Genomic DNA, 15,058 nt, shown 5'->3' with positions numbered 1-15,058 from the left:
GAAGAGGCTTCCATGCTCGACGCCGCAAGGGCGTAGAGCAGCGATCCTTCGGGAGGAAACTATGGATGTAAGAATTGACGGACTTTCGCTGTCATACGGAGACTTTCACGCAGTTAAGAATCTCGATCTTGACATTGCAGAGGGTGAGTCACTTGTCTTGCTCGGCCAGTCTGGTTGTGGCAAGACGAGTACGATGCGATGCATTGCTGGGCTCGAAGACCCGAATGGTGGTTCCATCAGCATTGGTGGAAAGACTGTGTTCGATGCTGCATCGAGACGCAACCTTTCGCCGAACAAGCGGAATATTGGCATGGTGTTCCAGTCGTACGCGATTTGGCCACACATGACAGTCCTCGAGAACGTTTCGTTCCCTCTTCGCATGAAGCGTCTGCCAAAGAAGGAAGTCCGAAGTAAGGCACTCGAAACTCTTGAAATTGTGGGACTAGAGCATCTTGCCGAGAAGGGTGCCAGTCTGCTGTCAGGTGGTCAAATGCAGCGAGTTGCTCTTGCCCGAAGCCTTGCGATGGGACCTAACGTCATGCTTCTGGACGAGCCGCTATCAAACCTCGATGCACGGCTTCGCGAAGATTTGCGGGTGGAACTTCGACGAATTCAACTCGAACTCGGACTCACCTCGGTCTATGTGACACACGATCAAGGTGAGGCTTTGGCCCTCGCGGATCGCATCGCAATTATGCAACACGGGAGGATAAGTCAGCTTGCTGCACCCGCAGACATCTATGGTTCACCCGCATCAGCGTCGATTGCGACGTTCTTGGGCATGGTCAACGTCTTTAAGCTTGCCCCATTTGTTGGTGGGCGAGGTCGGCTTGCTGAGTATGAACTCGAAGTAGTGGCTGAGGGCCAGACCCAATCGCACACGAATACATTCAGTATGTGTGTGCGCCCGGAGAATATTTCAATGGCGGTCAGCCAGCGAACTGATTCTGACAATTCCTGGCCGGGTGTGATTGAGGTGAGGCTCTTTCAAGGGGCATACACCAGATGGACCGTAAAGCTCGATGCGGGACCAACTATGGAGGTTGAAACTCGGATGCAATCCTCCCCTGACTTGCATGTGGGGGATCGAGTGTATCTGGAGTTCGATGCTCGTAACGTATTGGTGCTTCCGGATGAGGTGCCGAGTGCATCCTCTGACTCCCAGGCAGATACTCCAGTCGAACTGGAGGGCCTCTCGACACGTGCCATTCCTGCCATGAGTCAGTCGAAAAAAACTCGGGCACGTTGGGGGAGGAGTAACTGATGGCTGCGGTACGGTCGCTCGTGTCACCTAGGAACACCGCGTCACCCGTGATGCGGCCGAGGCGACGTTGGGTGGTCAGCGCAATCGTGCTGAGCATCCTTGCAATTCTCATCGTGCTTCCCGCGGGATTGGTGCTTCTCTCGGCATTTAGCACTGATGTGCCTCGCCCGGGAAATATTACCTGGAATCTCACTCTGGATAGCTTCTCCCTTATTGCGACTCCAGAGGTGCTTGGGGCATTTTGGAACTCGCTGCTCATTGGGGTGTCGGCATCGATACTCGCGTGCGCGATCGGCACGGGACTAGCGTTTCTTGCAGCTCGCACGAACATACCGCTGCCTGGGTTCGTTTATCTGGTCGGCCTCATGCCAATGTTTCTACCCTCATATGTCGGCGCACTCGCATGGTCAACGCTTGGGAGCCCTGTTGCTGGACTCTTGAATATTGCTCAGCGAGACCTGGGAACCTCCATCCCACTGAATATGTACTCGATACCAGGCATGATCTTCGTTTTTGCAATCTACTACTCCCCGTATGCGTTCTTGTTGGTACATGGGGCGATGTCGATGATGAGTCCAGATTTGGAAGAAGCTGCACGAGTACACGGAGCGACCCAAGGGCGCATGCAGCGCTTAATCTCGTTCCCACTCGCGTTGCCAGCAATCATGGGAGCCGCACTACTCACATTCATTCTCATTTTTGAGAACTTTCCTGTGTCGCAGGCGCTGGGCACACCAGGTGGGGTAAACACATTACCCACCTTGATCTATCGGCTTATGAATACGAGCCCATCGAGAGGAAATGAGAGCGCTGCTATCGCAGTTATTCTCGTTGCAGTTGTGCTGCTCGTAACGTGGGTGCAGGGCCGGATCGTTGCTAAACGCTCGTATACGACCGTGAGCGGAAAAGGGGTTCGACCTAAGAGGGTTTCGCTTGGTGCCGCGAGGGTTCCTGCGTTCATTGGTGTGCTGATCTTCTTCCTTCTGTCGATCGTTCTTCCTGTGCTGGGACTTGTGACTGTCGCGGGTCAGGCAACCCCGTACCTTACTTCCCTACGGCAGCTCGTCGCGCCAGGAGGGTTTGATCTGAGCGCATTTGCGGGTGTCTTCACTTCCCCGAGAGTGCTAGACGCATCGGTGAACAGTCTCGTAGTCAGCGTGACTACTGCGCTGATCGGTGTGGCCCTTGCGTTTATCTGCGCATACATTGTCTACCGAACGAAAGCAGCAGGTAAGGAGTTCATCGAAGGCGTGACGATGATCCCGCTCGCCATTCCTGCAGTTGTGCTTGCCATCGGACTGTTGTGGACTTGGCTTATTCTGCCGGTTCCGCTGTATGGCACCATTATGGTGCTCGTCGTTGCATTCCTGGCGGTACAGGCCCCTCAGGGTTATCGCGGAATTGCCGCTTCGATGCTTGCAACTGATCGGGATCTTGAGGATTCTGCGGTGATACTCGGGGCTTCAAGGTTCACCGCAATTACGAAGATCACGGCGCCTCTCATGAAAATGGGTCTTCTGTCGACCTTCTTGCTCTTGCTCATGCTGAGTATGCGTGAGCTTACTGTTCCAATATTCCTCAACACAGGAAACGCAGAAATCTTGTCAATCGCGATATACGACGCCTTCGAAACCGGTGGCGCGCTTCGTGAAGCGGCTGCACTCAGTGTCTTCTATGTCGCCCTGATGATGATTCTCTCCTATATTCCGCGACGGCTAGTTCGAGCATAAGAGCTGAAACTGTCCGGAAATTTCTAACAAACACTCACCCAACCACTGTTCAAGCAAAGGAGCTCAACACATGAATACATTCCGAATTACAACCACGCTCGTTGGAGTCACAGCAACCGCAGCGCTGCTTCTCTCAGGATGCTCTGCCGGGAGCGCTGAGGACGCTCATGCGAACGTCAGCGCAGAGGAAAACGAGACGTCTGAAATACTCGCAATGCCAGAGATCGATGACTCCGACGGACTCGTTATAGATGGCGAACTCGTCGCGGACGCTGAACTACTTGAAGCTGCGCGAGCTGGTTCATTTATCTGGATTACATCTTCAGGTAGTGACACCGCCGAGCTCACAGCAGCCCGTTTTGAAGCAGAAACTGGCGTAAGTATTGAAGCCAGCAGACTCGCATCAACGAAGCTTAATGAGCGCCTACTCAGTGAAGCAGGCGTAGACAAACTCAGCACTGATGTCGTGACAATTGGCGACCCCGTATTTGCTGAGGAACTCGCCAACGAAGGTGTATTCGTTGCCTACTCAGGGATGCCATCCCACGATGTGTTGCAGGGAACCGAGAATGTTGTGTGGAGCGACGGAGCCTACTACACCGCATTCAATACCGTTTCTGCAATTGCGTACAACAGCATAGCCGTTCCAGCCGAGTCGGCGCCGACGAGTTGGGCAGATTTACTCGAGCCTGCTTGGAAGGGCAAAGTTGGAGTGGTGAGTGCAGGAGCTGGCGGTGCTGCGCAAGGACAGGCTGCCTTCCAGCAAGACGTATTCGGTGAGGAGTACTGGACTGGACTGGCTGCGCAGGAACCTCGGCTCTTTGACGTGACTTCTGTCGCCATGGAAGCACTCGCTCGAGGTGAAATCGAAGCTGCACCCGCAGTAGTGAATACCGCGTACGCCACGGCCCTTCAAGGCGCTCCCATCTCAATTGTGATTCCGACTGACGGTGTGGCAGGTGCATACAACATGCAGGGACTCACGACCAAGGGTGAGGACAACCCCGCAGCACAACTATTCATGAATTGGATGCTCTCAAAGAGCGGCCAGAAGTTTGCTCAAGCACAAGGCTTCGTCAGTGCACGGACCGACGTAGGACAAGTTCCCACCGGTGATATCGAGCTTCCGCTCCCTAATGACGAGATCTTCTATCCATACACGCCGGAAGAGGCAAAGAACAACAGCGCTTCAGTAGTCGCGGGTTGGAATGCCGCATTTGGGATTACGGGTTAGCAGACGCAACATTACGGGGTCTTGCACGGGAGCGTGCAAGACCCCTCAAATCCTTAGAAAGAGAATTCGTGAAAGCCATCATTGTCGGCGCCGGAGTTATTGGCGCTTCAATTGCCTTCCAACTTGCAAAGCGCGGAGTTCAGACGACCGTAATCGATGCTGAGACTCCGGGTGCAGCGGCAAGTGCCGCAAGCCTCGCGTGGATTAACTCGAACAACAAGGCACTCCGCCCGTACCACGACCTCAGCGTCATGTCGATTATGGAGTGGCAACTCGTTGCGAGAGAACTGAAGAGTGATCAGTGGCTACACCCAGTCGGAAACCTACATGTCGCGGATACGCCCGAGAGCGCCGCGGGACTAGCGGAGAGAGTCGCCCGGCTTCACTCATACGGTTACGCTGCGATTCCATATCCGGTGGATGATTTGCATCTGCTTGACCGTTCGATTACCCGAAGGGAGAGCTATGAATATGCAGCGTTCTTTCCTTTTGAGGGGTACGTTTCGACGAGTTTGCTCATTCACGATTTGATTGGCGCAGCAAAGTCGTTGGGCGCCCGATTTGTGCTCGGTGAACGGGTACGGGGCCTTGTGGTTCAGGGGAGTCAAGTTTGCGGTGCTCGCCTTGAATCTGGCGAACAGTTCGAAGCCGACATAGTTATAGCTGCAGCTGGAGCCGGTCTCGGAGACTTACTTGCCTCACACGACATCAATGTCCGGACGTCTGGTACCCCGGGAGTTTCGATCACGACCTCACCAGGTGCTTCAAGCCTTTCGACGGTACTGCATTTTCCTGCGTTGAGTATTCGACCCGAAGCCGAGGGCCGTGTTGTCGTGCGGTCCAAGAATACTGATCGTCAGATTGACCAAGCAGCTTGGGATCTTCCTCAAGGCGCTGTCGATGAACTGTTCGAGATTGCCGGGGAGCACCTTAACGACTTCGAAGCTCGGCATGTTCTTGCCGAGCGGATCGCGATTGCTTCTCGACCGTATCTCTTTGATGGCCTGCCTGTGGTCGGTAACTGGAACGGTCTTGATGGGCTGTACGTGACGACTATGCATAGTGGTGTAACGCTCGCGGCAATTGTGTCGAGACTTGTTGCGACTGAGGTCGTTTCTGGGGAGTCTCATTCCTTGCTTGACGAGTTCCGCCCTGCGCGGGTGCTGGAAGCGGCGCAACGTGGCGTAGGATACTTCGATCCATATGCACTTGAGGGCGAGCAGAAAGGTTAAATCTCCTTCCGCACAGCCTCGATGCAGGTTCGGCGCAGAGTCGAATCAGATCCGAGGCAAAGTTTGCCTTGCAAGTTAGGGGCAAACTTTGACTCGGATCTGAACCCAATAAGCTGAATCGCATGCGTTTGATTCTCGCCTCGACCTCGCCCGCCAGACTCTCGGTGCTCAGTGCTGCCGGTATCACCCCCGTGTGCTTCGCGCCCGAGGTCGATGAAGACGCCGAGGTTGCCGCACGCGAGGCCGAGCTTGGCCGTGAACTCAGCGCACCCGAACTCACGGAGTACCTCGGCAGACTCAAGGCCGAAGATGTTGTGCGCAGGCACGGCGCCGAAATCGCCGAACTCGGTGGTGGCCTCGTACTTGGCGGCGACTCGATGTTCTTGCTCGACGACGAGATCCTCGGCAAGCCCCACCTGCCCGAGATCGCGCTCGAACGCTCGAAGCAGCACCGCGGCAAGACCGGTGTGCTGCACTCGGGCCACTGGGTCATTGATTACAGCGGTGGATCGGCCCCAGCCGTCGAAGACTCACCCGCTGCTGGGTCGATCGACACAGCAAAGGTGACGCTTTCAGCCGACATCACCGACGAGGAGCTCGCGGCGTACGTTGGCACGGGAGAGCCACTCGAGCTTGCGGGTGGGTTCGCGATCGACGGGCTCGCCGGGGCCTTCATCGAACGCATCGAGGGCGCACCCAGCTGCGTGATCGGTCTGTCGCTCCCCGCGCTGCGCCGACTCGTGCGCGAGCTCGGCCACGAGTACACCGCCCTCTGGGATTGACCTGCTCAGGAACCCGGGACTCAGCGTCAGGCGAAATATGAGCTTCATGCGAAGCCTCAGACAAAAATCGTACGTTTGGTGCTCGATTTTCGCCTGGAGGTGAAATAGGTGTGGCGTCGGGATTGAGTGCCGCGACTACATTCCGCCGCGGGCGAGGAGTGCGACCGAGAGTGCGGCGATAGTTTCACCGTCGGTGAGATCGACGCCGAGTAGCTCCTCGATGAGTGCTATGCGCTGGTAGAACACCGAGCGCGAGAGACGCGCCTGTTTTGCGGCGAGCGACCGGTTTGTCGGGTGGGCGAGATACGCGGCGAGCACCTGCAGTAGATCACCTGTGTGCCCGGCACCCGTGGTTGAGTCGTGCGAGACGAGTGGATCAAGCAGCGCCGCAGCAAACTCCTCAACCTCTGGCATGCCCGCGAGCCCCCGCACGAGGTACGCGAGCGGCCGCTCCTCAGCGAGCTGCACGGTCACCCTGCTGCGCGAAGGCCCGCCGCCAGAAGGTGCGAGTGCGCCGGCGCCAGCGGCGATCCGCTCGAGTGAAGCGATCAGGGCGAGCGGCCTGCGAGCGGTAACGCCCAAACTCAGGTGTGCCCGCCACGAGGCAGGTGTGGTTGCGGGAAGCATTCGCCCGAGCTCCTGCTCAAGCCGCAAGGCGAGCGGATGCGTGTCGGGTGAGTGGGTGAATGTGAGTCGCGGATCGTTCTCGGGGAACGACAGCAACACGAGCAGCGTGCGAGTGTCGCCTGGTGACGGAGCCAGAATGACCTGCCCCTCGGGCGCGACCGTGCGCCTGAGGGCGGTTGAGAGGATCGCGGTTTCGAGCGAACCGTGTGTGCCGAAGTCGCCGGTGCCCGAGAGCGTGGCTCCGAGGAGCACGCGGTCTTCTACGGTGAGACCGCCCGCGGCAAGTTGGGTCGAGAGCTCGCGCTCGCCGCTGTAACGGCCCTCGAGCACGGCATCGAAGAGTCGTTTGGAGCCGAAGTCGATCCACTGTTCGCCGTCGGGGTCTGCGAGCCGCGCGAGCGCGAGCGCGAAGGCACCGAGTTCGAGCACGGTTTCGCGGCCCGCGGGGTGAGGCGGGCCGGGTAGAGCGGTGAGCGTGCCCCATCTGGTGCCCTGAGCTTCGACGGGAACGCGGATCGCGCCCTCCGGCAGCTCGGGCGTAAATCCGTGGTGTCGCCGTTCTGATCCCGACCAGTGGTCGAGCACCGTCGTATCGGTGCCCGACCATGCGACCACCTGGTGCCCCGCGCTTTCGAGCACGACGGGTGCGCCGAGGGTCTCGGCAATGCGATCCACAACATAATCGACCGGGCTGCGATTCAAGCCGAGCTCGGTAAGCATCGCGTGCACCTCGGCGCGTGCCTCAAGTGCCTCGTTCTGCGCAGTGAGGAGCCGCTGGTGCACGCGCTGAGTGATCTGCACGAAGCGCACCTCTCGGTGCAGCACGATGAGCGGGATGCCCTCTCGCGCACAAGCGGTAACGAGCGCGCGGGGCGTCTCGTCGAAGCGGGTGCCGAGCTCGAACACAATTGCTGCGGGCGATGCTGCGACGAGAGTTTCTACGAGGGCGGCAAGGCCCTCGGGGTCTTCGCTCTCTTGCGGCCAGCCAGCGCCAGTCGTGAGCACGAGCTCACCACCGTCGAGCAGTGCAACAGCCTCGCGCCCGGCCACCACGTGCGCCCAACGCACAGAGCGCGAAAGCCCGGTCTCTCCCGTGACGAGTTCGGGTGCGCCAGCCGCAAGCTCGGCAAGACCGAGCACGTCGCGCACGCTCGGAAGGGATTCAAAACTCTCGGCCACATACAAAGTGTACGGAGAATTGCTGAATTGGCGATACTTTGCCTGGCGACGCTTTCGATGTTCCCTGCAATGCTTGTAATACCGCGAGTTTTCGCGATCGAACACATTGAATGACACTGGGTCACTCGGGAGGAAAGATAGCTATGGCGCACATTCCACACTTCATCGGCGGCGAAAAGGTCGAAGCGGCTGAGCGCACGCAGCCGGTCTACAACCCGGCAACCGGCGAGCAGCAGCACGAGCTCGGCATCGCTTCGGTTGAGACCGTCGAGCAGGCAATCGCTGCGGCAAAGGCTGCTCTGCCAGCTTGGCGCAAGACCAGCCTCACGAAGCGTGCAGATGTGTTCTTCAACCTGCGCCAGCTGCTCAAGCAGCGCACCAACGACCTCGCAGCTATCGTCACGAGCGAGCACGGCAAGGTGCTCGCCGACGCAGCGGGCGAGGTTGCGCGTGGCCTCGAGAACGTCGAGTTCGCAGCGGGCCTCATGAACCTCCTCAAGGGTGAGCGCGACGAGCAGGTTTCGACCGGCATCGACGTTCACTCGATCAAGCAGCCTGTTGGTGTTGTTGCGGCAATCACCCCGTTCAACTTCCCGATCATGGTTCCGCTCTGGATGATCGCGTCGGCAATCGCGTGCGGCAACACCGTTGTGCTCAAGCCTTCAGAGCGCGACCCATCGGCTTCGATCTTCATTGCGGATCTCTTCCGCGAGGCTGGCCTGCCAGACGGCGTGCTCAACGTTGTAAACGGCGACAAGACCGCTGTCGATACGCTGCTCGACGCGCCAGACGTGAAGGCTGTGAGCTTCGTCGGATCCACACCGATTGCAAAGTACATCTACGAGCGCGCCGCAGCAAACGGCAAGCGCGTGCAGGCGCTCGGTGGCGCGAAGAACCACATGCTCGTCATGCCAGATGCTGACCTCAAGGTCACCGCAGACGCCGCTGTTTCGGCTGCGTATGGCGCTGCCGGCGAGCGTTGCATGGCAATCTCGGTGCTTGTCGCCGTGGGCGATGAGGTTGCGGATCGCGTGATCCCCGAGATCGTCAGCCGCATCAAGGATCTGAAGATCGGCGATGGCGCCGCTGAGGGCACCGACATGGGGCCACTCATCACTCCTGAGGCGAAGGCTCGCGTCGAGTCCTACGTCGCTGGTGCCGAGGCAGAGGGCGCGACGATCGTCGTTGACGGCCGCGACTTCACCTACGAGGGCGATGGCTTCTTCACCGGTGCGACGCTGCTCGACCACGTGAAGACCCACAGCAAGGTGTACCGCGACGAAATCTTTGGGCCAGTGCTCGCAGTTGTGCGCGTGAACACCTACGAAGAGGGCCTGCAGCTCATCAACGATCACCAGTTCGGCAACGGCACCGCGATCTTCACCCGCGACGGCGGCGTCGCGCGTCAGTTCGAGTTCGACGTTGAAGCTGGCATGGTCGGAGTCAACGTGCCGATCCCTGTTCCCGTCGGAGCGTTCTCGTTCGGTGGATGGAAGGATTCGCTCTTCGGCGACACCCACATCTACGGCCCAGAGTCGATCAACTTCTACACCCGCTCAAAGGTCGTCACCACTCGCTGGCCGAACCCAGAGCAGTCGAAGATCGACCTCGGTTTCCCGAGCAACAGCTAACCCGAAAGGTCACACGGCGATGACTGATTACATCGATCTCGCGGGCACCCCGCAGACGTTCGGTGACACCGAAGCACAGCGTGAGGTTCGCGAGAACGACCGCAACTACGTCTTCCACTCGTGGTCGGCGCAGGGCGCGATCAACCCGCTGCCCATTGCGAAGGGTGAGGGTGCGACGTTCTGGGATTACGACGGTAACGAGTACCTCGACTTCTCGTCGCAGCTCGTAAACCTGAACCTCGGGCACCAGCACCCGAAGCTCATCAAGGCGATCCAGGAGCAGGCGGGACGCCTCGCGACGATCCAGCCCGCACTCGCAAACGACGCTCGCGGCGAGCTTGCCAAGCGCATCGTCGAGCACTCATTCGAGGGTGCGCGCTCGGTGTTCTTCACGAACGGCGGCGCTGACGCTGTTGAGTACGCGGTGCGCATGGCGCGTCACCACACCGGCCGCCAGAAGGTGCTGTCGCGGTTCCGCTCGTACCACGGCTCGACCGGCACGGCGATCACCCTCACGGGTGAACCTCGCCGCTGGTCGAACGGCACGCTCGATGCTGGCGTTGTGCACTTCACCGGACCCTACGCGTACCGCAGTGCGTTCTACGCAACCTCGCCCGAGGAAGAGGCAGAGCGCGCACTTGCTCACCTCGAGCAGACGATCCAGCTTGAGGGCCCCGAGACGATCGCAGCGATTATTCTCGAAACGGTCACCGGCACCAACGGCGTGCTCGTGCCTCCGCCCGGGTACCTCCCCGGTGTTCGCGCGCTCTGTGACAAGTACGGCATCGTGTACATCGCCGACGAGGTTATGGTTGGGTTCGGCCGCACCGGCGAATGGTTCGCGTACCAGGGCTTCGACGTGAAGCCTGACCTCGTCACCTTCGCGAAGGGCGTCAACTCGGGCTATGTGCCACTCGGTGGCGTGGTGATCTCTGAAGAGATCCACAACACCTTCGTGGATCGCTCGTTCCCGGGCGGCCTCACCTACTCGGGTCACCCACTCGCGTGCGCCTCGGGCGTTGCCACCTTCGACATTTTCGAAGAAGAGGGCATTCTCGAGAGGGTTCGCGACCTGGGTGAGCGCGTCATCGAGCCGCGTCTGCGTCAGCTTGCTGAGAAGCACAAGTCGGTCGGCGAAGTTCGAGGCAAGGGCTTCTTCTGGGCACTTGAACTCGTTGTGGATCGCGAGACCCGCGAACCGCTCGTACCGTTCAACGCGTCAGGCGAGGCTGCGGCACCGTTCAATGCAGTGGTCGCTGCGTGCAAGCAGGCGGGGCTCTGGCCGTTCGCGGCAGGCAACCGTCTGCAGGTTGCTCCTCCGCTCGTGACGAGCGAGGAAGATCTCGTGCGCGGCCTCGACATCATCGATGCGGCGCTCGACGTTGCAGATAGCTACTACACGGGCAAGTAATCGCCTATTCACAGACTGGCTCGGTTCGTTTTTGAACCGGGCCAGTCGTGTTTTTGCGTGTTTTGCACCGCGGCTTTTATGATTTGCCTCTGTATCTTTTCGCCGATAAGGGCCAGAATGAGGACAGGTCCTGCGGGGGACCTGACTTTTCTGGGGAAGGAATCATGCTGCATGAGTGCACTTGAAGACATCAAGAAGTACGCCCCTGGGGCGAACGAATCAGTCGTAACCAATATGGAGAAGGCTTTTGCCCGCGCGCTGAGCAACGAAGACACGCGCATGGTGGCCTATAGCGATCGGTCAGATCTCGCAATGGTGCGAGAGACCTTCGTAAAGGGCAAACTCGGCATCGCCGCCGCAGACGCCCTCATCGATGAGGCGATCGCAGACGTCGGCGATCAGGTTGACGGGTGCGCGCAGCGCCTCACCGTGTACTACCTGCTCGCCGAGCGCTACGGCAAGCTCGACGTTTTCGCCTGAGACTTTACGGGCTGATCTGGCGCAGCGAGGCGCTCAGTAACCCGGCACCTGATCGGGGCCCTCTCCGTGCTCCGCGACATAGGCTTCAGGGCCTTCTTCGGCGGCCTGCGGCTCCATGTACATGAACTCGAGAATGTTCCCGTCGGGATCTTCCATGGTTCGCGAGTACATGAACCCGTAGTCCTGTGGATCGCGGGGCTCCTTGCCACCGGCAGCGAGCCCGGCCGTCAGCGTGCTGTCGACGTGCTCACGCGAGTCACGCGAGAGAGCGATGAGTGCCTGGGCGCTCGTGTGTGGATCGACAATCTGCTTGTCAGTGAACTGCGAGAAGTGGGCGTGGGTGAGCACCATGAAGAAGGTGTTCTCGTCCCAGACGATGCACGCCGCATTCTCGTCGGTGAATGCCGGGTTGATGTCGCAGCCGAGCGCCGTGTAGAACGACCTACTGCGGTCGAGATCGGTCGTGGTGAGGTTGACGAAAATCATGGGGGCTCCTCGCGCCGTTTCAGGTTGCTTCATTGCAGGGCACCACAGTACTCCTGTTGACTCGGCCTGACTAGGGGGTGGATCCAGTTGCCCCCGTCCCTCGCTCCGCTCCGTAGGCTGCCGCCGTGGGCGGCACCGGGCGCGGAGCTCAAAAGCGATGCTTTCTCGCTCAGCGCCCGCCCGTTGCCAACCGCATGAGGTCGGAGCTCAGGTCGATGCCGAGCTCGGTGCCACCGGCACTACCGAAGGAGTGCTGGTACTCGATCCACCCCTCGCCGCGCGCGCTGTCTCTGAAGCCGCCCTTCACGAGCGCAACGAGCTCGCGCGAGGCGCGATCCACTCGACTGCCGAACTCCTTGCTGTTCCAATCGTCAGGCGAACTCACGAGTGAGGTCGGTGCGGTCACCGCGCGCAGGTACGAGAAGAAGCCACGCAACTGGTCGTCGACCACGAGCGAGTGACGTGGGCTGCCCGCGGTCGCAGCGAGCACCACGGGGGTGCCAATGAGCAGGTCGTTGTCGAGCACCTGGAAGAACGACGAGAACAACCCGCTCGCCGCCGCCTTGTAGATGGGGGTCGCCGCGATGATTGCGTCGGCGTCGCGCATCAGTTCGGTTGCGCGTTCGAGCTCTGGTGAAACGAGCTGCGTGGTGAGCGCCGCCATAATGTCGCCGGCCAACGAACGAAGCTCGATCACCCTGGCTTCCATCTCAATGCCCTGACGCTTCGCCTCAGCGAGCGTCTTCTGCGTGAGGCGGTCGGCAAGCAGGCGGGTGGTCGATGGATCGCCTGCCCCCGCGTTTACGACGACGAGTTGTTTAGTGTCGGTCATGTGAATGGTCCTGTCTAATCTTGCGCTGGCGCGTCTGCTTCGCGCGCCTCGATAAGTTTTTGCGTGAGTCGCTTGAGTTCGGTGAGCTCTTCCGGCTCAAGTACGCGAAGTGCTTCGCCAATATCGCGGCCGTGTGCCCTACCGAGCTCGCGCTGCACTCGCTTGCCTTCCTCGCTGAGTCGCACGAGCACCGCGCGACCATCGTGTGGATCGGTCTCGCGCTCGAGCAGGCCCCGAGTAACGAGTCGATCCACCATGCGAGAGAGTGCGGGCTGGCTCAGCAGCACGCCGCTCTGCACATCACACAGGCGCATAGGCTCGTCGCGCTTCGCGAGTGTGTAGAGCACGTCGTACTCGCGCATGTTCGCATCGTTCCAAATGGGTTCGGAACCGAAGTCAGACGAGAGCCGCGAGTACGCGGTCATAAGCGACTCCCATGCCTCGTTCGCGAGGCGGATGTCTGTTCTCTTGCTGATCATTGGTCTCACAGTCCGAATGCTGCGCCCTTAAGGGCGGGGCTGTCTTGGTATGGCGATCCACCGGTCACATTGTCGCCGCGGTTCGCGTTCGGGCGTGGCTGGCGCGGCGCGGCGTCGCCGTACTTTGCCTTCACGAGCGACTCGTGGGTCGGGGCATCGGGTACTTCTGGGTCACGGCGCGCGTCGTATTCTGCGCGTAGCACCGGGAGTACCTCGGATCCGAAGAGGTCGAGCTGCTTGAGCACGGTCGAGGTGGGGAGACCAGCGTGATCGATGAGGAACATCTGACGCTGGTAATCGCCAAACATCTCGCGGAACGAGAGTGTCTTGTCGATGACCTCTTGCGGGCTGCCAACGGTGAGTGGCGTCTGGTTCGCGAAGTCTTCCATCGACGGCCCGTGCCCGTAAACGGGCGCCTCGTCGAAGTACGGGCGGAACTCCTTTGCGGCGTCTTGCGAGTTCTTCGCAATGTACGCCTGGCCACCGAGGCCTACGATCGCCTGCTTTGCCTTGCCGTGACCGTAGTGCTCGAAGCGCTGACGGTAGAAGTTGATCAGACGCAGCGAGTGTGCCGACGGTGCAAAGATGTGGTTCGAGAAGAACCCGTCGCCATAGTACGCGGCTTGTTCGGCGATCTCAGGGGTGCGGATCGAGCCGTGCCACACAAAGGGTGCGACATCGTTGAGTGGGCGAGGCGTCGAAGTGAAGCCTTGTAGCGGTGTGCGGAAGTTGCCCTCGTAGTCGACGACGTCTTCACTCCAGAGCTTGTGCAGTAGGTTGTAGTTTTCAAGTGCGAGTGGCAGCGAGGAACGGATGTCCTTGCCGAACCACGGGTATACCGGGGCGGTGTTGCCGCGGCCGAGCATGAGGTCCATGCGACCATCGGCGAGGTGCTGAAGCATTGCGTACTCTTCGGCGATGCGTACCGGGTCGTTCGTCGTGATGAGCGTCGTGCTCGTGGTGAGCTTGAGCTTCGTGGTCTGTGCTGCGATGTACGCGAGGAACGTCGTAGGGCTCGACGAGAAGAACGGTGGGTTGTGGTGCTCGCCAACTGCGAAGACGTCGAAACCAACTTCTTCTGCGTGCTTCGCGATCTGCGCCAGTCCCTTGATGCGCTCGGCCTCGCTCGGGGTTTCTCCCGTGATGGGGTCGCGTGTGACGTCTGAGACGGAGAAGATTCCGAATTCCATGGTGTGTGCTCCTGGCTGTCTGTGCGGAAGGGGTGCGGCGGCTCGTAACCCCGTCCCAACTCAATTATATGCGCTTGCATATAAATATAACCAGATGCGTCTGCATCTATTCCCAGGTTTTACAAACTAACTTCCGATCGGCATCTCAAGAGTGCGTCTCGGCCCTTCTAAGCGTGCGACTGTAATCTGCAGGTTCACGAGACTGTCTGACACATCAGTGATGCGTTGGTGTGCCCTGACAATTTCCTGTCGAACCTCGACTAGTTGCGTGTCGATCTGTTCGAATCTCTTGTCAACCTGTTCGAACCTCTTGTCCACCTGTTCGAACCTCGCATCGACGATGCTAAACCTGAGGTCCATGTGCCGTTCAATGCGCTTCTCGAGTCGCTGCATCAAGACGTACATGCCGCCGAATACAGATGCGACGGCACTAAACACCGCCACAACCGTCGTGATTATTTCAGCCGACACGTACATACCTCGATTCTCGCCCTCCTGTGG

At 59.5% G+C, this 15,058-nt stretch carries 14 protein-coding genes; 8 read left to right on the top strand and 6 right to left on the bottom strand.

Annotated features, from left to right (window positions below; genetic code table 11):
- Window positions 1–61: 61 nt before the first annotated feature.
- The 5 genes from H9L06_RS07410 to H9L06_RS07390 all read left to right on the top strand — a co-directional run bounded on the left by H9L06_RS07410 (window position 62) and on the right by H9L06_RS07390 (window position 6,242).
- The gene (locus H9L06_RS07410; protein ID WP_187554591.1) at window positions 62–1,264 is read left to right on the top strand and encodes an ABC transporter ATP-binding protein; all 1,203 of its coding nucleotides are present in this window, start codon (window positions 62–64) and stop codon (window positions 1,262–1,264) included.
- Window positions 1,264–2,994 (top strand): ABC transporter permease, encoded by a 1,731-nt coding sequence (locus H9L06_RS07405; RefSeq protein ID WP_246454304.1) that lies wholly within the window; start codon window positions 1,264–1,266, stop codon window positions 2,992–2,994. Before H9L06_RS07410 ends, H9L06_RS07405 begins: the two co-directional genes overlap by 1 nt.
- A 70-nt stretch (window positions 2,995–3,064) precedes the next feature.
- Entirely contained in the window at window positions 3,065–4,228 is a 1,164-nt protein-coding gene (locus H9L06_RS07400; RefSeq protein WP_187554590.1) for an ABC transporter substrate-binding protein, read from the top strand.
- Between the two features lie 68 nt (window positions 4,229–4,296).
- Window positions 4,297–5,460 carry an NAD(P)/FAD-dependent oxidoreductase gene (locus H9L06_RS07395; RefSeq protein WP_187554589.1) on the top strand — a complete coding sequence of 388 codons (1,164 nt, stop codon included), beginning with the start codon at window positions 4,297–4,299 and terminating at the stop codon, window positions 5,458–5,460.
- 122 nt (window positions 5,461–5,582) lie between these two features.
- Entirely contained in the window at window positions 5,583–6,242 is a 660-nt protein-coding gene (locus tag H9L06_RS07390) for a Maf family protein (RefSeq protein WP_187554588.1), read from the top strand.
- A 135-nt stretch (window positions 6,243–6,377) separates the two neighbouring features.
- On the opposite strand, the gene H9L06_RS07385 is transcribed toward H9L06_RS07390, so the two are convergent.
- A complete protein-coding gene (locus tag H9L06_RS07385; RefSeq protein WP_246454302.1) occupies window positions 6,378–8,048 on the bottom strand; it encodes a PucR family transcriptional regulator in 1,671 nt (556 codons plus the stop codon).
- Between the two features lie 143 nt (window positions 8,049–8,191).
- On the opposite strand from H9L06_RS07385, the gene H9L06_RS07380 reads away from it, so the two are divergent.
- The 3 genes from H9L06_RS07380 to H9L06_RS07370 all read left to right on the top strand — a co-directional run bounded on the left by H9L06_RS07380 (window position 8,192) and on the right by H9L06_RS07370 (window position 11,570).
- The gene (locus H9L06_RS07380) at window positions 8,192–9,679 is read left to right on the top strand and encodes a CoA-acylating methylmalonate-semialdehyde dehydrogenase (RefSeq protein WP_187554587.1); all 1,488 of its coding nucleotides are present in this window, start codon (window positions 8,192–8,194) and stop codon (window positions 9,677–9,679) included.
- Window positions 9,680–9,698: 19 nt separating this feature from the next.
- The gene (locus H9L06_RS07375) at window positions 9,699–11,090 is read left to right on the top strand and encodes an aspartate aminotransferase family protein (protein ID WP_187554586.1); all 1,392 of its coding nucleotides are present in this window, start codon (window positions 9,699–9,701) and stop codon (window positions 11,088–11,090) included.
- Between the two features lie 171 nt (window positions 11,091–11,261).
- On the top strand, window positions 11,262–11,570 hold the full coding sequence (locus H9L06_RS07370) for a DUF2853 family protein (RefSeq protein ID WP_187554585.1): 309 nt from the start codon (window positions 11,262–11,264) through the stop codon (window positions 11,568–11,570).
- A 33-nt stretch (window positions 11,571–11,603) separates the two neighbouring features.
- Here the strand turns inward: H9L06_RS07370 and H9L06_RS07365 are convergent, their stop codons facing one another.
- The 5 genes from H9L06_RS07365 to H9L06_RS07345 all read right to left on the bottom strand — a co-directional run bounded on the left by H9L06_RS07365 (window position 11,604) and on the right by H9L06_RS07345 (window position 15,028).
- On the bottom strand, window positions 11,604–12,056 hold the full coding sequence (locus H9L06_RS07365; protein ID WP_187554584.1) for a VOC family protein: 453 nt from the start codon (window positions 12,054–12,056) through the stop codon (window positions 11,604–11,606).
- A gap of 169 nt (window positions 12,057–12,225) precedes the next feature.
- Entirely contained in the window at window positions 12,226–12,888 is a 663-nt protein-coding gene (locus tag H9L06_RS07360) for a CE1759 family FMN reductase (RefSeq protein ID WP_187554583.1), read from the bottom strand.
- Window positions 12,889–12,902: 14 nt separating this feature from the next.
- Complete coding sequence (locus H9L06_RS07355) at window positions 12,903–13,367, bottom strand: MarR family winged helix-turn-helix transcriptional regulator (protein ID WP_187554582.1); 465 nt, start codon at window positions 13,365–13,367, stop codon at window positions 12,903–12,905.
- A gap of 5 nt (window positions 13,368–13,372) precedes the next feature.
- Entirely contained in the window at window positions 13,373–14,557 is a 1,185-nt protein-coding gene (locus H9L06_RS07350) for a CE1758 family FMN-dependent luciferase-like monooxygenase (protein ID WP_187554581.1), read from the bottom strand.
- 126 nt (window positions 14,558–14,683) lie between these two features.
- A complete protein-coding gene (locus H9L06_RS07345) occupies window positions 14,684–15,028 on the bottom strand; it encodes a hypothetical protein (protein ID WP_187554580.1) in 345 nt (114 codons plus the stop codon).
- Between the last annotated feature and the right edge of the window lie 30 nt (window positions 15,029–15,058).

The organism is Leucobacter denitrificans (assembly GCF_014396385.1).
Taxonomy (GTDB): domain Bacteria; phylum Actinomycetota; class Actinomycetes; order Actinomycetales; family Microbacteriaceae; genus Leucobacter; species Leucobacter denitrificans.
Note: the sequence above shows the minus strand (reverse complement) of the source record. Positions and strands in the feature narration are given on the sequence as shown.